The following is a 20,517-nucleotide window of genomic DNA, read 5'->3' as shown; positions in this document are numbered from 1 at the left end:
GCAAATTATTGTTTAATGATTTTAATAGACTTCTCTCCTCCATCTTTATAAGAAAGCAAAACAAGATAGACGCCTGTTGGATACTGCTGAAAAGGGATGTTCAGATTACTTGTGTTATTACTTATTTCGTAGGTTCTTAAAACCTGTCCGGTAATAGAATAAACATGAGCGGAAATCACATAATTATCTCCCGTTAACTGCCATTGTAGATACAGTTCTTCTTTTACTGGATTTGGATAATAAGAGATAACATCTTCAGGGAAGAATTTTTCTAAATCATTTTCGGTAACTGCTTCAATTTCTTTAACCTGCTTCACTGATTTTGATAAGCAATTAATACAAAGTGTTCTGTTTGTTTGATTGCCTGCATTATCATAACTAAAAGTTATTTTAGTTTGAGCATTTCCAGTAAAACATAAATGAAGTAAAAGAAAAAGTAATCCTGTTCTCATAAACAATAAACTTAAAATATTTCCTACAAAAATATGTTTATATTTTAAATCTTACAAATTTTATGTTAACAAAAAGTTATTAAACATAAAAAAGCGAGACCTAAATCTCGCTTTTTTAACATTATTGATATTTTAAAAATATTTACTCTACCGTAACAGATTTTGCCAGGTTACGCGGCTGATCAACATTACAACCTCTCATAACTGCAATATAATATGAAAGCAACTGTAATGGAATTGTAGTAATAAGCGGCGATAATGCATCTGAAGTTTCCGGAATTTCGATTACATAATCTGCCAGTTCACGAACCTGAGTATCTCCTTTAGTAACGACAGCGATAATTTTACCACTTCTTGATTTAATTTCCTGAATGTTACTTACAATTTTATCATAATGACCTTGTTTCGGTGCAATTACAATAACCGGCATCTGCTCATCAATTAAAGCAATTGGACCGTGTTTCATTTCTGCAGCTGGATAACCTTCTGCGTGGATATAAGAGATCTCTTTAAGTTTTAAAGCTCCTTCTAATGCCACTGGAAAATTATATCCGCGGCCTAAATAAAGACAGTTTGGAGCATCTTTAAATTTCGCAGCAATTTCTTTTGCTCTTTCATTTGTTTCTAAAGCTTCAGCAACTTTTTCAGGAATTAATTCTAATTCTTGTAAGTAAGCATGAAAATCAGGGTTTGACAAAGTTCCTTTTGCTTTTCCTAATCTCAAAGCAATCATAGTTAAAACCGTGATTTGCGTAGTAAATGCTTTAGTTGAAGCTACTCCAATTTCTGGTCCTGCGTGTGTATAAGCACCTGCATGACTTTCTCTTGAGATAGATGATCCAACAACGTTACAAACTCCAAAAACAAAAGCTCCATTTTCTTTGGCTAATTTAATAGCTGCCATAGTATCTGCCGTTTCCCCAGATTGAGAAATAGCAATTACCACATCGTCTTTATTGATAATTGGGTTTCTGTATCTAAACTCAGAAGCATATTCTACTTCAACCGGAATTCTTGTAAACTCTTCAAAAATATATTCTGCCACTAAACCTGCGTGCCATGAAGTACCACAAGCCACAATAAGAATACGTTTTGCATTTAAGAATTTTTCAATGTTATCTTCAACACCAGCCATTTGAACAATCCCTTCATTTGCATGAAGTCTTCCTCGGTAGGTATCTTTAATAACACTTGGCTGTTCGTAAATTTCCTTTAGCATGAAATGGTCGTAACCACCTTTTTCAATCTGCTCCAAATTCATTTGAAGTTCCTGAATATAAGGATCTACTAAAGAGTCATCTTTAATTTTTCTGATTTTTAAAGGCTTATGCAGTCTGATATTTGCCATTTCGCCATCTTCTAAATATACTGCATTTGAAGTATATTCAATAAACGGAGAAGCATCAGAAGCAATGAAGTATTCTCCTTCACCTACTCCAATTGCTAACGGGCTTCCTAATCTTGCAGCGACAATTTCATTTGGGTTTTTCTTGTCAAAAACTGCAATTGCATAAGCACCAACAACTTGGTTTAAGGCAATCTGAACTGCTTTTCCAAGTTTTATATTTTCTTTTTTCTGAACTTCTTCAATTAAGTTTACTAAAACTTCTGTATCTGTATCAGATTTAAAAGTGTAGCCTCTTTTAATCAGCTCTTCTTTAAGAGGAGCATAATTCTCAATAATTCCGTTATGGATAATTACTAAATCTCCAGAATTAGAAACATGAGGATGTGAGTTAACGTCATTTGGAACACCGTGGGTTGCCCAGCGGGTGTGCCCAATTCCAATATTTCCATTTATTGTAAAACCTTCCTGTGATTTGGCTTCAAGATCTGAAACTTTACCTTTTGTTTTACAAACTTTGATACCTGATTCGTCATCATACAACATAACGCCGGCACTATCGTATCCTCTGTATTCAAGCCGCTTTAAGCCCTTGATAACTATAGGATAGGCCTCTCTATGGCCGATATATCCAACAATTCCACACATATATTACTTATTTATTTGGTTTCGTGTAGTAAACCTCAAGTCTCAGCCTTTTGTCATAATCTGAATCACCTGAAGGTATATTATTACCAAATAATATTGTTCCTAAAGGATTCATAACTGAAGCTCTCGGTGCTTCTGAAAAATATTCATTTGGATTTGCCATTTGAATTCTATTTTTCAATTTGTTTGATGTTATAATACTAATATCATCAGTAACAACCAGACCTAATTTTACATTAGCCGCAGTAGTTGTTTTTATAAGATTACGAATGTGATTTGTCACTCTAATTTTATAAAAAGTTCCTCTTTTAGTTGTTGCATCAACATTAATTATACCACCAAAAATAACTTTAGACATTCTTGGATCAGAAGTTATACTGGAACTTCCGTCTATTGAATAATCTAAAAGCGGTGTATTATTTGTTAAATCATACAAGTAAACTCTCTTAGGTTCCTGGGCTTGTTCACTGCCTGCTTTTTTAGCCATTTTTGCAGCATCAATATAAAAAACAAGATTTGCTTCATTTACCAGCCACTTATTAGTTCTGATTTCTTCTAACTTAGAAGCAAAATCTTTAAGTTCAATAATAGCTAACGATCCCTGGCCTCCTTTTAAATAAAGATTTCTGTCACCAGTCGTTACATTACGGGCTGCAACTGCATCTTGATAAGCAGCATCTTTAACATCCTGAAGAAGATTAACATTACTTCCCGTTAGATTTATTACAATTGATCTGTCTTCTGTTACCGCTGGATCATCTGTGGTAACATCTGTTTTTGCTTTATAATTAATAGTAATTTTTCCTTTTGAAAAATCCATTAATGCCATATTGCTTAAACTTCCGGATTTCTCAACTTTAAAATACAATCCTCTAAAATATTCCTGAAAAACATCTGCAGCAGAAAGCTTTTCTTTTGGTGCTTTTAAAATTTTATCCTGAAAAAATGCTTTATTCAGATTCAAACGCATTTCTGGCGCCACCAAAGTCTTAACTTCTTTACCATCCTTATCTTTAGTTACATCAGTAATTTCTTTAGAGTCAAAATAAAATTCTGTATTTTCAAGTACACCTCCATCATTTAAAGGCTTACCAGTTACTGCGTAAACTTTTTTAGCATTTTCAAATTCATTTTGATCATTATAATATAACTGCGTAAATTGACTGCCATTATCATAATAACTGCTTCGCATTTGATAACCAGACTCATAAACACTTAATTTAAGCTTACCTTCAGGAGCTCCATAAATAGAATCTAATGCGTATACGTGGGTTCCATCTGTATTTGTACTTGTGATATGACTGAAATAAGGTATACTTAATACTACACTTTGTATTACAGGATCTTCTCCAACAGACGGAGCATAAGCAGCAAGTCCTACTTGTGTATTATAATTTGCTGTCGTTGTTCCAAAAACCGGATTATCATAAATTCCTAAAGCATTTGTTACTAAAGAATTCGACTGAATAGGCGTTACTTCTTGATTATAAGCTATAACATCATATTTCTCAGATTCTAATCCAAAATGGTCATCACCAATTAAATCATCACCAATCGCATTAAAATCTTTATCGCAGGAATATAAAAAAACAACGGTTGCAGCTAATAGAATTTTCTTAATAAAAGAAGTATTGTACATGTGTAATAATAAAGTTAAAATTTAAAGACCCATAGTTTTATAGAAATTTGTATACGCTTCAGCGAATGCATCTTTCGTGGCGAAAGGTAAAAAAGGTTTTCCTGAAGATTCTATAAATTTTGTTAAACTTGGTGAAACGTTTTCAGATGCAATAATAACAGCATCAGAATGTAATATGCTCGCTTTTAAGATATTTTCGTAATTTGGAGTTTCAAGATCTGAGATTGATTCGTGCGGTACACCGTCAAATTTAACCTTATTGATCATTTCCAAATCCAGATTTTCATCAAAAGACTGACCATAAACTGAAGTAACGATTTTTGTATCGTTGAACAAAGCCTCATTTTTATAATAATGTTTCATATAAATTGGAAGCATTGCTGCCAGCCATCCGTGAACATGAATAATATCCGGAACCCAATTTAATTTTTTTACGGTTTCAACAACTCCTTTTGCAAAAAATATCGCACGCTCGTCATTATCAGGATATAATACCCCTTCTTCGTCTGCAAAAGTTGCTTTACGTTTAAAATACTCATCATTATCAATAAAATAAACCTGAATTCTCTCTTTCGGAATTGAAGCTACTTTGATAATCAACGGCATATCTAAATCATTCACTACCAAATTCATCCCTGAAAGCCTGATCACTTCGTGTAATTGATGTCTTCTTTCGTTGATATTCCCGTATCTTGGCATGAAAATTCTTATCTGTCCACCCTGATCATTAATCATTTTAGGAACGTCATAAGACATTAAAGAAACTTCATTTTCAGCCAAATAAGGCACGACTTCAGATGATACATATAATATCCTCTTATCTTTCATAATAGTATTTTACTTAATTTTTGGTAATAAAAACGTCGCAAAATTACAAAATTTTATGCAGTTTATAACTAATATATTATGTTTGCATTAAATTTTAATAATACCGCCATGCATATTTTCTACGGTAAAGTAGCTCTGATAGCTTATTTGAAAACTATCAAAACCGCAAATTCAACTATAGGATTTGTCCCAACCATGGGAGCTTTACACCAAGGGCATCTGGCTTTAATGCAGCGATCACTTAAAGAAAATGACGATACGGTTGTAAGTATTTTTGTAAATCCAACGCAGTTTAATAATCCTGAAGATCTTGAAAAATACCCTCGAACTCTTGAAGAAGATGTAAAAAAAATGCGAGGATTAAGTGACAAAATAATTTTATACGCTCCTTCTGTAGATGATATTTATGAGGGACAGACCGTTTCGCAATCATTTGACTTTGACGGTTTAGAAAACCAAATGGAAGGAAAATTCCGTCCCGGGCATTTTAATGGTGTCGGAACTATTGTAAAACGTTTGTTTGAAATTGTTACCCCAACTAATGCTTATTTTGGAGAAAAGGATTTTCAGCAGCTTCAAATTGTTAAAAAATTAGTCGAAAAAAATAATCTGCCTGTACATATTGTGGGCTGTCCAATTTTTAGAGAAGAAAATCTTTTAGCAATGAGTTCACGAAATGAACGTTTAACTCCAGATGAAAGAAAAGAAGCCGCAATAATTTACAAAACACTAACCGAAGCTAAGGAAATCTTCCAAAAAAGCACTCCTGAAGAAACAATAAAATTTGTCGAAGATTCTTTTAAAGACAATAAAACATTTGATCTCGAGTATTTTGTAATTGCTGATGAATCTACATTATTACCTATTGATCATAAAATAAACGACAAAAAGTACCGTGCGTTTATAGCGGTATTTGTTAATTCTATAAGGTTAATTGACACCATTTCATTAAATTAAATTACCTTTGCTGCATGCAAATTCAAGTTATAAAATCAAAAATTCATCGAGTAAAAGTTACCGGAGCTGATTTAAATTATATTGGCAGTATTACTATTGATGAAACTTTACTGGAGGCTTCAAACATTATTGAAGGCGAAAAAGTATCTATTGTTAACATAAATAATGGTGAACGTTTTGAAACTTACGCTATTAAGGGAGAAAAAAATTCAGGCGAAATTACACTGAATGGTCCTGCTGCCAGAAAAGTTCAAAAAGACGACATTATTATTATCATTTCTTATGCAACCCTGGATTTTGAAGAAGCTAAAACTTTCAAACCATGGATCATATTCCCAAATGAAAACGATAATTCGTTAACATAAAACACATCCATCTCTTATTTACATACAATTTGTCAAAAAATATTTTGCACAAACAGGATTTCTTGTGCCTAGATCTAAAATTTACTGAACGTAAGAAATCATTGCTTTTTTTATTACCCCAAATTACAAAAAGCAAATAAAGTACTATATTGCTGCATTATTTCAATACTTTTTTAATTCACTGAAATGCCACAAATCATGAAAAAAGTTTACCTGCTGCTTGCCCTAATTTCCATTTCTGCCTTTTCTCAGAAAAAATTTGACAACATTCAATCTGAAAAACTGGGAGAAGAAAGAAGAATAACGATCGGACTTCCTGCTTCTTATGATGCAAAATCAGATAAAAAATATCCTGTTTTATACTTGTTAGACGGAGATTATTTATTTGATCCTTTTTCCGGAGCTGTGAGTTATGGTAACTATTGGGACGATATTCCGGAAATGATCATTATCGGAATTCATCAAAATAAAGACGAAGAACGTTATGACGATACAACTATCGATCAAAACGAAGGTCTGCCTTTTGAAAAAGGAGCTAAATTTTTTGAATTTATTGGTTCTGAACTAATTCCGTATATCGAAAAAAAATACCGCACATCGCCTTTCAGAATTATTGCCGGTCATGATGTAACAGCAAGTTTTGCTAATTTCTATTTATATAAAGAAGAACCTCTTTTTAACGCTTATATTTGCCTTAGTCCGGAACTTGCGCCAAAAATGGAAGTTCGTATTGCTGAAAAGTTTGCCAAAGTACAAAAACCAATATTCTATTATCTTTCTGCCGGCGAAGGTGACATTAAAAAAATAAAAGAACCTATTGAAAAATTAGACGGAAATATTAAAATTGCAAATAATCCGTTAGTGAATTATAAATACGAAATATTTAAGAATGCAACTCATTATACCGAAGTCCTGCATTCGATTCCTGGGGCTTTATACCAGATTTTTGAAATATACCGACCGATAAATTCTGCAGAGTACAATGATAAAATTGCAGTTCTTCAAACAGGTTACGCTGAGTATCTGGAAAAAAAATACAACGCAATGTCTGAAGTTTTAGGTGTTCAGATTCCGGTTAGAATGAGTGATTTTAAAGTAATTGAAAATGTTATTTTAAAAAGAAATGCCTACGATGAATTAGGAAAAATGGCCGAAATTGGAAATGTAAATTATCCTAAAGCCATGTTGGGAGAATATGAACTGGGCTTGATGTATGAAAAAATGGGCGATCCGAAACATGCATCAAAAAAATACCAAAATGCTTCGCAGATGGAGCCAATTGGAGATTTGAATAAAGACCTGATGTATGAGAAAATTGACGAAATGAATACGCTTGCTAAAAAAAGTAAATAATGTCAAAAGTTAAAACTTCCTTTTTTTGTCAAAATTGCGGTACCCAATATTCTAAATGGCAGGGGCAGTGCAATGCGTGCAAAGAATGGAATACAATTGCCGAAGAAATAATTCAGAAGCAGGAAAAAGTGGCCTGGAAAAGTGAACCGGCCACATCAAACAAAGCACCGCGGCCTTTAAAGATCAACGAAATTGATTCGGCTCAGGAAATTCGCATGGACACTACAGACGGCGAATTGAATCGTGTTTTAGGAGGCGGAATTGTTCCGGGGTCTTTAACGCTTTTGGGTGGAGAGCCGGGAATTGGAAAAAGCACACTTTTACTTCAAATTTCGTTAAAATTACCTTATAAAACTTTATATGTTTCCGGAGAAGAAAGCCAGAAACAGATAAAAATGCGTGCCGAAAGAATAACGCCAAACAGCGATAACTGCTATATTTTAACGGAAACTAAAACGCAGAACATTTTCAAACAGATTGAAGCAATCCAGCCTGAAATTGTCATTATAGATTCAATTCAGACTTTACATACGGATTATATAGAATCGACTGCAGGAAGCATTTCTCAAATTAGAGAAACTACAGCAGAGCTCATCAAATTTGCTAAAGAAACCAATATTCCGGTTATTTTAATTGGACATATCACCAAAGACGGGAATATTGCGGGTCCAAAAATCCTCGAGCATATGGTTGATACTGTTCTTCAGTTTGAAGGCGACAGAAATCATATTTACAGGATTTTACGCTCTCTTAAAAACCGTTTTGGATCAACATCTGAACTTGGTATTTACGAAATGCTAGGAAGCGGTTTGCGGGAAGTCAGCAATCCGTCTGAAATCTTGATTTCGCATAAAGATGAAGAATTATCAGGAACCGCAATTGCTACAACGCTCGAAGGCATGCGTCCGCTTATGATCGAAATACAATCACTTGTAAGTACAGCAGTTTACGGAACTCCGCAAAGAAGCACAACAGGCTACAACGCCAAAAGGTTAAATATGATTTTGGCTGTTTTAGAAAAAAGGGCCGGATTTCGTTTGGGCGCAAAAGATGTTTTCCTAAACGTAACGGGCGGAATTTCTGTAGATGATCCGGCGATTGATCTTGCTGTTGTTGCTGCGATTTTATCATCAAACGAAGATATTCCGGTTGGAAAAGGTTTTTGTTTTGCCGGTGAAGTCGGGCTTTCCGGAGAAATTCGTCCGGTTAACCGCGTAGATCAACGCATTCAGGAAGCCGAAAAACTAGGCTTCGACACCATTTTTGTTTCTAAATACAACAAAATTGCATTAAAGAACACAGGAATCAAAATTGAACTTGTAGCAAAAATTGAAGATGTTGCGAGTATTCTTTTTGGTTAATTTTTATAAACCTGCACTATATGAATTTTCCTAAACAAAAACTATTCAAAGCTTTAAAAATACTTGCCCTGATATTGATTTTGCTTTGCATCGGACTTTACTATTTCCGTGATTCCCTTCTAAAACAAGTCATTGCAAAAGTAACCCATAAAATGGCTGTCGATTACAATAGTGATTTTTCTATAAAAGAAGCATCTTTTAACGGGTTGTCAACCATTAAACTTACAGATGTTGTTCTGGTTCCCAAAAACGCCGATACGCTTTTAAAAATTAACAACATTGAAACCAGTGTCAGTTTAAGTAATCTATTAATTGGCGATGTTCAGGTTGGAACTTTAAATGTTAACAAAGGCTATATTCAATTAGTAAAAAAAGGAAAAATCCGCAATTTTGATGCTTTTTTAAAAAGAAACAAGGACGAGGATTCTGAAAACAATGAAAAAAGAAAATACGGAACTTTCGCCTATCGTATTATTTCAAAACTGCTTAACTTAGTTCCGACTGATATGAATTTGGAAAACTTCCAGTTCAAAATTGATGATAACGGCAAAAAAACTTCTGTAGCAATAAATAAATTAGTTTTGAGCGACAAACAAGTAGAAACCAGTATTCATGTCGTTAGTAAAGACTTTGATCAGCGCTGGAACTTAAAGGGATTTGCCGACCCAAGAAATCAAAAAGCAGATATTCGTTTCTTCAATCTGGATACCGGAGCGATTCGCGTTCCTTATCTCGATGAACGATATAACTTAAAAGCAAGTTTTGATTCGATTCGTTTAAACGTAGAAAATATCGATAAAAGCGGGAGTGAATTTCATCTCGACGGCTTTACCTCTATCGTAAATTTAAAAATCAACCATCCAAAAATTGCCAGTAAAGATGTTGTAATCAAAAATGCCCGTTTTGATTACCGTTTTTTATTAGGTGATGATTTTATTTCAATTGACAGCACCTCAACAATGACGCTGAACAAAATAAAACTGCGTCCTTACATCTCTTATAATACAGAAAAAGATACGGTTTATACTTTAAAAGTTGATATTCCGAAGATGAAAGCGCAGGATTTTATTGTTTCGCTTCCTGATGGATTGTTCACGCATTTTCAGGGAATGCAGGCAACCGGAAATTTCGATTACAAACTGGATTTCAAATTCAACAAAAACAAACCTAATACACTTGTTTTTGACAGTAAGCTCAATAAAGAAGATTTACGAATCACAAAATATGGCGAAGCCGATTTAAATAAATTAAATGGCGAGTTTGTTTATCGTGCGATTATTCAAAATGTACTGCAAAGGCCGATTTTGGTTGGAAATGCAAACCCAAATTACACGCCTCTGGATCAGATTTCTCCTTATTTGAGAAAATGCGTTTTAACGACTGAAGATCCTTCTTTCTTCTCTCATCGCGGATTTATAAATGAGGCTTTTAAACAATCGATCCTAAAAAACATTCGAACTAAAAAATTCTCACGCGGCGCAAGTACGATCAGCATGCAGCTGATTAAAAACGTCTTTTTAACCCGCGAAAAAACGCTTTCGCGAAAGCTGGAAGAAATCCTCTTAGTTTATATTTTGGAAAATAACCGAATTGTAAGCAAGGAAAGAATGCTTGAAGTTTATTTCAACATTATCGAATGGGGTCCAAATGTCTACGGAATTGGAGAAGCAAGTCATTTCTACTTCCAAAAAAGTCCATCAGCATTAAATGTAGACGAATGTTTATATTTGGCAACGATTATTCCGAAACCACGAAAATTCATGTATCAGTTTAATGACGAAGGAAACCTGAAAGATTATGCGCTAAAAAACCAAAAGTTTTTAAAGAATTTAATGTTCCGCCGAGGTCTTTTGGTTCCTGAAGATACAATTGGGCAATTACCGGTTTATATTTCGGGAAATGCACGTTCGCTGATTAAAATCAAAGCTCCGGATTCAACTGCAGTTAAAAATGATTCTTTGTCATTTGAAGATGAATTTAATTTGTAGTTTTTTCCACGAAGCCACTAAGCCGCAATTTTTTTTACTAGCCCCTAGCTTCAGCTAGGGAAATAATATCGGGATACAGAAAGGGCTTTAGCCAAACACATTAGTTTGGCTAAAGCCCTTTGATTTTCAATTATATTTACATCCAGCTAAAGCTGGACGCTGCTAATCTTAACCGATTAAATAAAAAAACTTTGCGCCTTAGTGCCTTAGTGGCTAAAATTTAAGGCGCCGGATCTGGAATTATTGCCTGAACATGATTTATTTCTGCTATAATTTCTTTTGAAAGCACAACATCAATAGTGGCAATGTTTTCTTTTAGCTGTTCCATTGTTGTGGCTCCAATAATTGCGCTTGTTAAAAATGGCTGCTGTAATACAAATCCCATTGCCAATTCTGTCAAAGATAATCCGTGTTTTTTAGCGATTTCCTGATACAATTTCGTTGCCTGCGTACATTGTTCGCTATTGTAACGTGTGTATTGTGGAAAAAGCTTAATTCTCGAATTTGGATGTTCTTCTCCAGTTAAAAATTTACCCGTTAAAATTCCAAACGCCAAAGGAGAATACGCGAGCAATCCAACATTTTCATATTTTGAAACTTCGGCAGAACCCACTTCAAAAAGGCGGTTTAATAAATTGTACGGATTTTGAACCGTTTTAATTCTCGGAAGATTATTGTATTTGCTTTCTTCCAAAAGACGCATCATTCCCCAGGCATTTTCGTTGGAAACCCCAATATGTTTAATCTTTCCTTCTTTAATTAAACCGTCAAAAGTTTCCAGAATTTCCCCAAAATGATCTTCCCACGCATCTTCATAACCATTAAACCCCCGCTGCCCAAAATAATTTGTTTTACGCTCCGGCCAGTGCATTTGATATAAATCAACATAATCTGTCTGAAGACGTTTTAAACTATTTTCTAAAGCATATTTTATACTTGCCGGAGAAAAATCAAGTTTTTCACGCATGTATCCAAAATTTGCATTTGGACCTGCAATTTTAGATGCTAAAACCACTTTGTCGCGGTTTCCGGTTTTTTTAAACCAAGTTCCGATAATTTTTTCTGTACTTCCGTAAGTTGCCTCGTTCGCCGGAACTGAATACATCTCGGCTGTATCAAAAAAGTTTACGCCTTGTTCGAGAGCATAATCCATTTGGGCATGGCCTTCAGCTTCTGTATTCTGCTGACCAAAAGTCATTGTTCCAAGATTGATTTTGCTAACTTTTATATCTGTGTTTGGAATTGTAGTGTATTTCATTTTTTTTGAGGTTCTAAGATGCTGAGTTGCTAAGATTCTAAGTTTGCTTTTTAAATTTTTAAGAGTTGCAAAGTTACAAAGGGATTTGTCAAATCTAAATTTGACAAAGGTTAAAATAATTACAAGTTTTTTAAGATCTAACAAACTAAAACCCGAAGTTTATTTTATTAAATAGAAAAAGGCTTCAAAATAAAATTTTGAAGCCTTTTTAAAAATCTTAGCATCTTAGTCCCTTAGAACCTTAGAATCTTTTTAATTAATGCTATTTAACATTTCAGCAATTTCATCTAATCTTGGCGTCAGGATGATTTCGATTCTGCGGTTTTTAGCTTTTCCTTCCGGAGTAGCATTACTTGCTAAAGGAGAAAATTCGCTTCTTCCCGCTGCCGTAAGTTTTTGTTTGTTGATTTTAGGGTTTTCACTTAAAATTGCTACAATTGCAGTTGCTCTTTTAGTGGATAAATCCCAATTGTTTGTAATTGGACCTGAACCAGCGTATGGATCATCATCTGTATGTCCTTCAATAAGAACAGAAAGATCAGGATTGTCTCCCAACACTTTTCCAAGTTCTACAACGGCTTTTCTTCCTTCGGTGCCAACAGCCCAACTTCCAGAATTGAAAAGCAATTTGTTTTCCATAGAAACATATACTTTTCCGTTTTTCTGTTCAACCGTTAAACCTTTACCTTCAAAACCATTTAAGGCTTTCGATAAAGTTTCTTTTAGTTTACGCATTGCTTCTTCTTTAGCCGCAATCATATCTTCAAGCTCTTTTAAACGATTTGCCGTTTTATCTAAACGCGCCTGTTCATCGGCTAGTTTTTTAGATTTTGCTTCTAACTGAGCTAACAAGTCACGGTTTTTAGCCATATTACTTTCTAAAGCATCGTTACTATTTTTTTCTAATGCATTATAAGAATCCTGCAGTACTTTATATTTCTTCTGCTCTGCTGCTAAATCGGCTTTTTGTTTTGCAAGTTCGTCTTTTGCTGCCGATAAATCTTTCGTTAATTTATCACGGTCTAATTCTAACTGATTTTTTGCTTTTTTCAAATCGGCATTTTCGTCAGCGATAGAACGGTTTTCTTTTTTTAGATCTGAATATTTTGTTTCCAGATCATTGTAAATCTTTTTGGATACACAGGAAGTTGCAGACAATGCTAAAACTACCAGTCCGATGGAGGCTTTTTTAATCATTTTACTTTTTGGTTTTTATTTGGGGCATTTCATAATAAATAAAAATTTCAAAATTTAAATACAGCTTTATGTGTTTCATAGTTTTAGCTCCATGTATTTAAATGTTTGAACCACATTCTCTCAACAATAACAATACCAAACTTTACTCAATTTCTACCAAAACCGGACAATGATCTGAGTGTACAGCATCTGGAAGAATTACAGCACGTTTTAAACGATGTTCCATTGCTCTGCTCACCAAGTTATAATCGATACGCCAGCCTTTATTATTTCCTCTTGCACCTGCACGGTAACTCCACCATGAATAATGATGCGGGTCTTTATTAAAATGACGGAAACTATCAATAAAACCAGACTTCATAAAAGCATCTAACCACGCACGTTCCTGTGGCAAAAACCCTGAAACGGTTTTGTTTCGAACTGGATCATGAATGTCAATGGCTTCATGGCAGATATTATAATCTCCGCAGATAACAAGATTTGGAATCGTTAATTTAAGTTCATTAATATAAGTTTGAAAATCATCCATAAACATAAATTTATGATCTAATCTGTCAATATTTGTTCCGGACGGAAGATACAAACTCATTACAGAAACATCATCAAAATCGGCGCGAAGATTACGTCCTTCAAAGTCCATATGATGAATCCCGGTTCCGTAAACCACTTCTCTAGGTTCTATTTTTGATAATATTGCTACGCCGCTATATCCTTTTTTTGTTGCCGGATAATAATATTGATATGGATAGCCTGCGGCCGTTATTGCTTCTACAGGAATTTGATCTTTAGTCGCTTTTATTTCCTGAAGGCATATAACATCTGGGACTGCGTGTTGCAGCCATTCGATAAAACCTTTAGTAATTGCAGCACGAATTCCGTTTACATTATAAGAAATAATTTTCATCTGGGTATTTTTTTTAGGATTCCAAATGTAATAAAAAAGTGGAAAGTTTGTGATTGAACCTACGAAAAGTAGACTTTTTTGTTATCTTTGTTCGCTGCTCTAATAAATTAAAAATAGTACATGGGTTTAGTTACCGCGAAAGAAGTTGCAAAGGCAATAAATGTTGAGAAGTACGGGGTTCTTGGTACTTTTTCAGGCTGGATTCTTATGAAGGTTCTTAAGATCTCTACCCTTAATAAAATTTACGATCATAATAAACATTTAGAGGACGTTGCATTTTTAAATGGAATTTTGGATGAGATGGAAATCAAATTTGAAATCCCGGAAGAAGATTTAAAACGTTTACCTAAAGAAGGTCCGTATATCACTATTTCAAATCATCCGCTTGGAGGAATTGACGGGATTTTGCTATTGAAGCTGATGCTTGAAAGAGAGCCAAATTTCAAAATCATTGCTAATTTCTTATTACACAGAATTGTTCCGCTGAAAAAATATATCATGCCGGTTAATCCTTTTGAAAATCATAAGGATGCAAAATCGAGCGTTGTTGGAATCAAAGAAACACTTCGCCATTTAAGTGACGGAAAACCGCTTGGTATTTTTCCGGCAGGAGAAGTATCGACATATAAAGATGGAAAATTAGTCGTTGATAAACCCTGGGAAGAAGGAGCTTTAAAATTGATCAGAAAAGCAAAAGTTCCGGTAGTACCAATTTATTTCCACGCTAAAAACAGTAAATTATTTTATTGGCTTTCTAAAATTGATGACACTTTGCGTACTGCAAAACTTCCATCAGAACTTCTTACACAAAAAGACCGTGTAATTAAAGTTCGTATTGGAAAACCAATCTCTGTAAATGAGCAAAATGAAATCGAATCGTTTGAAGAATATTCAGAGTTTTTAAGAAAGAAAACCTACATGCTGGCCAATCCTTTTGAAAAAGATACCAAATTGATTGATACGGCAAGTCTAAAAATTCCAAAAGCGCCTAAAAAAATTGTTACGCCGGCCAATGAATCAAAAATGATTGATGAAGTTCAGGCGTTAAGAAACAGTGACTGCAGATTGCTGCAAAGCAAAAATTATGAAGTGTTTTTTGCCAGAGCAAAATCAATTCCGAATATTATACATGAAATAGGACGTTTGCGCGAAATCACTTTTCGTGAAGTGGGTGAAGGAACAAACGAATCTATTGATTTAGACGAATACGACCAGTATTATCACCATATGTTTTTATGGGATGATGAAACCAAAAAAATCGCCGGCGCTTACCGAATGGGGTTAGGTTCTGAAATTTATCCGAAATATGGTATTGAAGGTTTCTATTTAACCGATCTTTTTAGATTTGAACCGGAACTGCATGATATGATGCACAAATCAATCGAAATGGGTCGTGCTTTTATCATTCGTGAATATCAGCAAAAACCAATGCCGTTATTTTTATTATGGAAAGGAATTATTCATACAACTTTACGTCATCCTGAACATAAATATTTACTGGGCGGGGTTAGTATTAGTAATCAGTTTTCAGACTTCTCTAAATCACTTATGATTGAGTTTATGAAATCAAACTACTACGATCCGTATATTGCTCAATATATCCATCCAAAAAAGGCATACAAAGTAAAACTTAAGGACGCGGATAAAGATTTTATCTTTGATGAAGCCGAGTCTGATTTGAATAAATTTGATAAAATTATTGATGAATTAGAACCGGGAAATTTACGCTTACCTGTTTTAATTAAAAAATACATCAAGCAAAACGCGCGTGTAGTCGCTTTTAACGTTGACCCTTTATTTAATAACGCTATTGACGGTTTAATGTACATCAGGATTGCCGATATTCCGGAAAGCACAATGAAACCGGTTATTGAAGAATTTCAAATCGAGCTGGAAAAGAAATTATCTGAAAAAGAAGATTAATAAATCTGACACAATAAAAAAACCCGTTTCAATTGAAACGGGTTTTTTTATTGTATTTAGAAGCTAATAGAATTATTCTTTTCCTATTTCATCGATTTCATCTATTGTTTTTTTTGGATTTTCTCCATATTTATTTGATCCCTTATCTCCTTGTTTACAAAATAAAACATAGGGCCAAATTAGAACCAAAAGTAGAATTAGAACCACAAATAAAAATTTTTCATCGGCATATGCTTCTGACGGAAAAAAAATGATGAATCCACATATCCCTATCAATACACTAAAGAGTATTAAAAACAACCACCCACTTTTGCCTATATCATGAAGACGTCTGACTGATACAGCGAAACCGGGTAGAAAAACCAATAAACTATATATCAGGCTTAAAATTCCAGTCTTTTCCTTTCCAAAAGTTAAACCCGAAACATTGTCTGTAATATCCATAAAGACATATATTATGATGTTGATTAAAGTGAACATCCAAAATTCTTTTCTCCTTGCCCTTCCTTTAAAATTCGCATAGTTCTTAAAAACTACTTCTTTATAAATTTCTACCATAATAATATCTTCTATACTTCCAGCTCTTATGAGCTTGCAGTTACGAGTTCCTGATAAATGCAAGATTAATTACTTCATACATCATTTAAAGTAACTAAAAGACATTATTATATTGAAAGAAGACATTATTAAGAGCAAACAAAAATTATATGAATTAAGACATAAAAAAAATCCCATTCGGTTTGAATGGGAATTTTTTATTTTAAAACCAAGGCTTTCTACCAACCTGATACGTCTGGTAAAAATCTTCGTCTGATTTTGTCAGGTATATAATTCCTTCAACCAAACCAATTATACCGCCAACTCCGCATAGAAGCCCCAGAACAAGATGTATAATTCCTTCTTTAGTATATCCTAAATAAAATTTATGTATCCCGAAAACGCCCACCAAAATGGCAAGAATTCCTGCAACGATCTTTTTATTTTCCGGCTTTGGGCCTCCAAATTCTGATTGTGTATTTTCCATTGTAGTATTATTGAGGTTTAGTATTAATTAATTAATTCATTATCAAAAAAAATCCCATTGTTAGTAACACATGGGATTTTAATATCGTTTTAGAACCAGCCTTTCTTACCTACCTGGTAAGTTTGGTAGAATTCTTCGTCTGACTTAGTAAGGTAAATAATCCCTTCAATAAAACCAATAAGGCTCCCTATTCCGCAAGTTACCAAAGTAATTACGATTTGAATAATTCCTTCCTGAGTATACCCTAAGATGAATTTGTGAATTCCAAATCCTCCTAATAATATACCAAGAACTCCGGCAACAACTTTTTTATTTTCTCCTTTTGGTTCTGATGGTGTATTCCAAGATTCTGGTTTTGTAGTCTCCATTTTTTATATAGTTATTTAAATTAATTACTGTAATTCAACTTTACCTATTTCATTGATTTCTTCAATATTATTTTTTGGATCCGGACCATATTGGTTTGGACCATACTCCCCTTCTGTACATAATAAAATCAAGATCCAGATTCCGCCAACAAAAGGAATAAGAGCAACAAAATAAAACCAGCCACTTTTTCCGATATCATGAAGTCTTCTAACAATTACTCCTAAACTAGGAAGAAGTGTTGCAAATGTATAAAGCGCAAAAAGAGCATACCCTATAATTAATCCTGTAACTGCGTCGCCAAAAAGCCCTCCTAAAATGGCTCCGGCAATTAATAATGCGAAGGAAATTAAAGCATTTGCAAGTGCATAATACCAATATTCACTTCTCCTAGCACGTCCTTTAAAATTTGCATAGTTTTCAAAAACTACTTTTTTGTACCACTCAATCATAATTCAATTAAAATTAATTAGTTAATCCTGCCTTTTTGGATTTTCCGTTCTCCATTATTTTAAAATTTTGTTAAAATCCGGAAACAATATTAAAAAAAAATAATCTTATAAACTAATTATACATGTTACTTTTACAGAAATCCCTTGTTATTAAAACCTATATTTCATTTCTTAAAATGAAGCAGTAATTAAATTTCGATTTCAATAATTTACTTTAAATAAATCTTCTTTATTTTATCAACAATAACCTGAGCCAATCGTTCGTGGCTTTCAAATGTCCATCCTGCAATATGAGGCGTCAGCAGTGCATTTTTTGCTTCAAGCAAATACTGAAATGCTTCGGGAGTATTTTTATCCTGAAAAAGCGTTTCAAAAGATAATTTCTCATATTCCAAAACATCTAAACCGGCACCTAAAACTTTTTTTATTTTCATTGCCGCTACTAAATCGGCTGTAACAATGTTTTTTCCGCGGGAAGTATTAATGATCCAGAATGGTTTTTCAAATGCACTTATAAAAGCATTATTAACCATTTTATCTGTTTCCGGAGTCCACGGAAGATGGAGACTTAAAACATCTGTTTTCTTTTGTAATTCCTCAAGAGAAACCTGTTTAGCATTTTCATCGCCAACATTTTCCAGAATGTCATAACATAAAACTTCGACATCAAAACCACGAAGTTTTTTGGCAAAAGCTTTTCCCATGTTTCCGTAACCAATAATTCCAACCGTTTTTCCGTCTAATTCATGACCTCTGTTGCTTTCACGATTCCATTGTCCGGCTTTTACTTCGGCGTCGGCCTGATTTAAATTATTAAAAAGGGAAAGAATTACGCCAAGCGAATGTTCTGCAACGGCATTTCGGTTTCCTTCCGGGGCAGCAATTAAGTGAATTCCTTTTCCTTCGGCATAATCGCAGTCAATACTTTCTAAACCCGCGCCAACTCTGGCAATAAACTGAAGATTAACAGCTTTATCTAAAAATGTTCTGTCAATTTTAAATCGGCTTCGAATTACAATTCCGTTATAATCCTGAATTTTAGCTTCGATCTCTTCTTTAGAAGATTTAAAATCGGCGTGATTTTCAAAACCGGCTTCTTCTAACTGATTCCAAAGAACCGGGTGATTGCTGTCGATATGGAGAATTTTTATGCTCATTTTTATAAAATTTTATAAAAACAAAAATACAGCTTATTGCTGATTTGCGACTTTATGATGAAACCTTTTTATTTGGTCAGATTTTTTTTAACTTTGAAAAACAAGCCTCAAAAAATTTCTTCTTTTCTATTTATCTCAATCTTTTATAATGAAATTAACCAAGACTTTTAAAGCCTTTTTTGAAAATGAAAAATCGGGAGGATTGCTCTTACTGTTTGTCACAGTGATTTCTTTGTATGCGGCAAACTCATCCTTTTCTCCGGAATATATCGCTTTTTGGGAAAAAGATCTGGGCGGACATTCGATCACACATTGGATCAATGATGGACTAATGACGATTTTCTTTTTATTAATTGGGTTGGAACTGGAACGTGAAATTTATCATGGCGAACTTTCAAATATTAAAAATGCTTCGCTTCCTATTATGGCTGCCTTTGGAGGAATGTTGGTTCCGGCCGCAGCATTTCTGGCTTTAAATTTCAAAACGGAGACTCAAAACGGTGCCGGAATTCCCATGGCAACAGATATTGCTTTTGCAATTGGAATTCTTTCTCTTTTAGGCAATAAAGTTCCCGCTTCTTTAAAAGTTTTTTTAACCGCACTTGCCGTAATCGATGATTTGGGTGCTATAATTGTCATTGCAATTTTTTATACCACAACTATTTCATTTCTAAATCTTGCAATTGCTTTGGGAATCTGGATCCTTCTTTTTATTTTAAACCGAATGAAAATCCATAATCTTATCCCATATTTAATTGGAGGCGTAATAATGTGGTATTTTATGCTCAATTCCGGTATTCATGCTACAATTACAGGAGTAATACTGGCATTTGTAATTCCGTTTGGTGACGGCAGTGAAAAAACTTCCTCTTACAGGTTACAGCATTTTTTGCATAAACCTGTGGCATTTGTAATTTTACCCTTATTTGCCATTGCAAACACTTGTATTGCAATCGATTCAAATTGGCACGTCGGATTAAATCACCCCAATACATTTGGAATTATTTTAGGTTTAGTAATTGGAAAACCTTTAGGAATTATTCTTTTTTCGTCTATAGGAGTAAGTGCCGGTTTGTGTGCTCTGCCTAAAAATTTAAAATGGGCACATATTTTAGGAGCCGGAATGCTGGGCGGAATCGGATTTACAATGTCTATTTTTATTACTCTTTTAGCTTTCAAGGATCCGGAAATAATTCTTTATTCTAAAATATCCATTTTAATAGCTTCTCTGCTTTCTGGCGTTTTGGGATTTGCTTATTTGAAGTTTATTTTAGGTAAGAACAAATAATTGTACATGTTT

General features: G+C 34.0%; 19 protein-coding genes. 7 read left to right on the top strand and 12 right to left on the bottom strand.

Going from position 1 to position 20,517, the window contains the following annotated elements; translation table 11 throughout:
* Positions 1 to 5 precede the first annotated feature (5 nt).
* The 4 genes from ASE21_RS07820 to ASE21_RS07805 form a co-directional block, all read right to left on the bottom strand.
* On the bottom strand, positions 6 to 452 hold the full coding sequence (locus ASE21_RS07820) for a T9SS type A sorting domain-containing protein (protein WP_057122041.1): 447 nt from the start codon (positions 450 to 452) through the stop codon (positions 6 to 8).
* 142 nt (positions 453 to 594) lie between these two features.
* Entirely contained in the window at positions 595 to 2,445 is a 1,851-nt protein-coding gene (gene glmS, locus ASE21_RS07815) for a glutamine--fructose-6-phosphate transaminase (isomerizing) (RefSeq protein ID WP_057122040.1), read from the bottom strand.
* A 7-nt stretch (positions 2,446 to 2,452) separates the two neighbouring features.
* Positions 2,453 to 4,084, bottom strand: coding sequence for a DUF4270 domain-containing protein (locus ASE21_RS07810; protein WP_057122039.1), 1,632 nt, complete (start codon positions 4,082 to 4,084; stop codon positions 2,453 to 2,455).
* 21 nt (positions 4,085 to 4,105) lie between these two features.
* The gene (locus ASE21_RS07805; RefSeq protein ID WP_057122038.1) at positions 4,106 to 4,912 is read right to left on the bottom strand and encodes a glycogen/starch synthase; all 807 of its coding nucleotides are present in this window, start codon (positions 4,910 to 4,912) and stop codon (positions 4,106 to 4,108) included.
* A gap of 78 nt (positions 4,913 to 4,990) precedes the next feature.
* Between ASE21_RS07805 and panC the strand changes: the two genes are divergently transcribed.
* From panC to ASE21_RS07780, 5 genes are all read left to right on the top strand, one after another.
* On the top strand, positions 4,991 to 5,869 hold the full coding sequence (gene panC / locus ASE21_RS07800) for a pantoate--beta-alanine ligase (RefSeq protein ID WP_057122037.1): 879 nt from the start codon (positions 4,991 to 4,993) through the stop codon (positions 5,867 to 5,869).
* Positions 5,870 to 5,883: 14 nt separating this feature from the next.
* Positions 5,884 to 6,234: an aspartate 1-decarboxylase gene (gene panD, locus ASE21_RS07795; RefSeq protein WP_008465481.1), complete on the top strand. Its 351-nt coding sequence runs from the start codon at positions 5,884 to 5,886 to the stop codon at positions 6,232 to 6,234.
* A gap of 198 nt (positions 6,235 to 6,432) precedes the next feature.
* Positions 6,433 to 7,587, top strand: coding sequence for an alpha/beta hydrolase (locus ASE21_RS07790; protein ID WP_057122036.1), 1,155 nt, complete (start codon positions 6,433 to 6,435; stop codon positions 7,585 to 7,587).
* Positions 7,587 to 8,948, top strand: a complete 1,362-nt coding sequence (gene radA / locus ASE21_RS07785; protein ID WP_057122035.1) for a DNA repair protein RadA — start codon at positions 7,587 to 7,589, stop codon at positions 8,946 to 8,948. Before ASE21_RS07790 ends, radA begins: the two co-directional genes overlap by 1 nt.
* A 20-nt stretch (positions 8,949 to 8,968) precedes the next feature.
* Positions 8,969 to 10,936, top strand: a complete 1,968-nt coding sequence (locus ASE21_RS07780) for a transglycosylase domain-containing protein (protein ID WP_057122034.1) — start codon at positions 8,969 to 8,971, stop codon at positions 10,934 to 10,936.
* A gap of 220 nt (positions 10,937 to 11,156) precedes the next feature.
* Here the strand turns inward: ASE21_RS07780 and ASE21_RS07775 are convergent, their stop codons facing one another.
* From ASE21_RS07775 to ASE21_RS07765, 3 genes are all read right to left on the bottom strand, one after another.
* Positions 11,157 to 12,194 carry an aldo/keto reductase gene (locus tag ASE21_RS07775; RefSeq protein ID WP_057122360.1) on the bottom strand — a complete coding sequence of 346 codons (1,038 nt, stop codon included), beginning with the start codon at positions 12,192 to 12,194 and terminating at the stop codon, positions 11,157 to 11,159.
* 252 nt (positions 12,195 to 12,446) lie between these two features.
* Positions 12,447 to 13,391, bottom strand: coding sequence for a flagellar motor protein MotB (locus tag ASE21_RS07770; protein WP_057122033.1), 945 nt, complete (start codon positions 13,389 to 13,391; stop codon positions 12,447 to 12,449).
* Between the two features lie 142 nt (positions 13,392 to 13,533).
* On the bottom strand, positions 13,534 to 14,295 hold the full coding sequence (locus ASE21_RS07765) for an exodeoxyribonuclease III (RefSeq protein WP_057122032.1): 762 nt from the start codon (positions 14,293 to 14,295) through the stop codon (positions 13,534 to 13,536).
* 120 nt (positions 14,296 to 14,415) lie between these two features.
* Here ASE21_RS07765 and ASE21_RS07760 point away from each other — a divergent pair, with 120 nt between their 5' ends.
* On the top strand, positions 14,416 to 16,218 hold the full coding sequence (locus ASE21_RS07760; protein ID WP_057122031.1) for a GNAT family N-acyltransferase: 1,803 nt from the start codon (positions 14,416 to 14,418) through the stop codon (positions 16,216 to 16,218).
* Positions 16,219 to 16,290: 72 nt separating this feature from the next.
* Here the strand turns inward: ASE21_RS07760 and ASE21_RS07755 are convergent, their stop codons facing one another.
* The 5 genes from ASE21_RS07755 to ASE21_RS07735 all read right to left on the bottom strand — a co-directional run bounded on the left by ASE21_RS07755 (position 16,291) and on the right by ASE21_RS07735 (position 19,217).
* Positions 16,291 to 16,776 carry a DUF805 domain-containing protein gene (locus ASE21_RS07755; protein WP_082603461.1) on the bottom strand — a complete coding sequence of 162 codons (486 nt, stop codon included), beginning with the start codon at positions 16,774 to 16,776 and terminating at the stop codon, positions 16,291 to 16,293.
* A 202-nt stretch (positions 16,777 to 16,978) separates the two neighbouring features.
* On the bottom strand, positions 16,979 to 17,242 hold the full coding sequence (locus tag ASE21_RS07750) for a TM2 domain-containing protein (RefSeq protein WP_057122029.1): 264 nt from the start codon (positions 17,240 to 17,242) through the stop codon (positions 16,979 to 16,981).
* Positions 17,243 to 17,331: 89 nt separating this feature from the next.
* Complete coding sequence (locus ASE21_RS07745; RefSeq protein WP_057122028.1) at positions 17,332 to 17,610, bottom strand: TM2 domain-containing protein; 279 nt, start codon at positions 17,608 to 17,610, stop codon at positions 17,332 to 17,334.
* A gap of 24 nt (positions 17,611 to 17,634) precedes the next feature.
* Entirely contained in the window at positions 17,635 to 18,060 is a 426-nt protein-coding gene (locus ASE21_RS07740) for a DUF805 domain-containing protein (protein WP_057122027.1), read from the bottom strand.
* A gap of 209 nt (positions 18,061 to 18,269) precedes the next feature.
* Positions 18,270 to 19,217, bottom strand: coding sequence for a 2-hydroxyacid dehydrogenase (locus ASE21_RS07735; RefSeq protein WP_057122026.1), 948 nt, complete (start codon positions 19,215 to 19,217; stop codon positions 18,270 to 18,272).
* Positions 19,218 to 19,365: 148 nt separating this feature from the next.
* On the opposite strand from ASE21_RS07735, the gene nhaA reads away from it, so the two are divergent.
* Positions 19,366 to 20,505: a Na+/H+ antiporter NhaA gene (nhaA, locus tag ASE21_RS07730; protein ID WP_057122025.1), complete on the top strand. Its 1,140-nt coding sequence runs from the start codon at positions 19,366 to 19,368 to the stop codon at positions 20,503 to 20,505.
* Positions 20,506 to 20,517 lie beyond the last annotated feature (12 nt).

Source organism: Flavobacterium sp. Root901, assembly GCF_001429765.1.
Classification (GTDB): Bacteria; Bacteroidota; Bacteroidia; order Flavobacteriales; family Flavobacteriaceae; genus Flavobacterium.
The sequence above is the reverse complement of the archived record's forward strand: the minus strand, read 5'-3'. Positions and strand labels throughout refer to the sequence as shown.

Coding starts and splice junctions, on each gene's coding strand:
- ASE21_RS07810 (WP_057122039.1), bottom strand. CDS start 4,084: ATGTACAATACTTCTTTTATTAAGAAAATTCTATTAGCTGCAACCGTT.
- ASE21_RS07745 (WP_057122028.1), bottom strand. CDS start 17,610: ATGGAGACTACAAAACCAGAATCTTGGAATACACCATCAGAACCAAAA.
- ASE21_RS07780 (WP_057122034.1), top strand. CDS start 8,969: ATGAATTTTCCTAAACAAAAACTATTCAAAGCTTTAAAAATACTTGCC.
- ASE21_RS07770 (WP_057122033.1), bottom strand. CDS start 13,391: ATGATTAAAAAAGCCTCCATCGGACTGGTAGTTTTAGCATTGTCTGCA.
- ASE21_RS07790 (WP_057122036.1), top strand. CDS start 6,433: ATGAAAAAAGTTTACCTGCTGCTTGCCCTAATTTCCATTTCTGCCTTT.
- ASE21_RS07740 (WP_057122027.1), bottom strand. CDS start 18,060: ATGATTGAGTGGTACAAAAAAGTAGTTTTTGAAAACTATGCAAATTTT.
- ASE21_RS07805 (WP_057122038.1), bottom strand. CDS start 4,912: ATGAAAGATAAGAGGATATTATATGTATCATCTGAAGTCGTGCCTTAT.
- glmS (WP_057122040.1), bottom strand. CDS start 2,445: ATGTGTGGAATTGTTGGATATATCGGCCATAGAGAGGCCTATCCTATA.
- panC (WP_057122037.1), top strand. CDS start 4,991: ATGTTTGCATTAAATTTTAATAATACCGCCATGCATATTTTCTACGGT.
- panD (WP_008465481.1), top strand. CDS start 5,884: ATGCAAATTCAAGTTATAAAATCAAAAATTCATCGAGTAAAAGTTACC.
- ASE21_RS07820 (WP_057122041.1), bottom strand. CDS start 452: ATGAGAACAGGATTACTTTTTCTTTTACTTCATTTATGTTTTACTGGA.
- nhaA (WP_057122025.1), top strand. CDS start 19,366: ATGAAATTAACCAAGACTTTTAAAGCCTTTTTTGAAAATGAAAAATCG.
- ASE21_RS07755 (WP_082603461.1), bottom strand. CDS start 16,776: ATGGTAGAAATTTATAAAGAAGTAGTTTTTAAGAACTATGCGAATTTT.
- radA (WP_057122035.1), top strand. CDS start 7,587: ATGTCAAAAGTTAAAACTTCCTTTTTTTGTCAAAATTGCGGTACCCAA.
- ASE21_RS07765 (WP_057122032.1), bottom strand. CDS start 14,295: ATGAAAATTATTTCTTATAATGTAAACGGAATTCGTGCTGCAATTACT.
- ASE21_RS07760 (WP_057122031.1), top strand. CDS start 14,416: ATGGGTTTAGTTACCGCGAAAGAAGTTGCAAAGGCAATAAATGTTGAG.
- ASE21_RS07750 (WP_057122029.1), bottom strand. CDS start 17,242: ATGGAAAATACACAATCAGAATTTGGAGGCCCAAAGCCGGAAAATAAA.
- ASE21_RS07735 (WP_057122026.1), bottom strand. CDS start 19,217: ATGAGCATAAAAATTCTCCATATCGACAGCAATCACCCGGTTCTTTGG.
- ASE21_RS07775 (WP_057122360.1), bottom strand. CDS start 12,194: ATGAAATACACTACAATTCCAAACACAGATATAAAAGTTAGCAAAATC.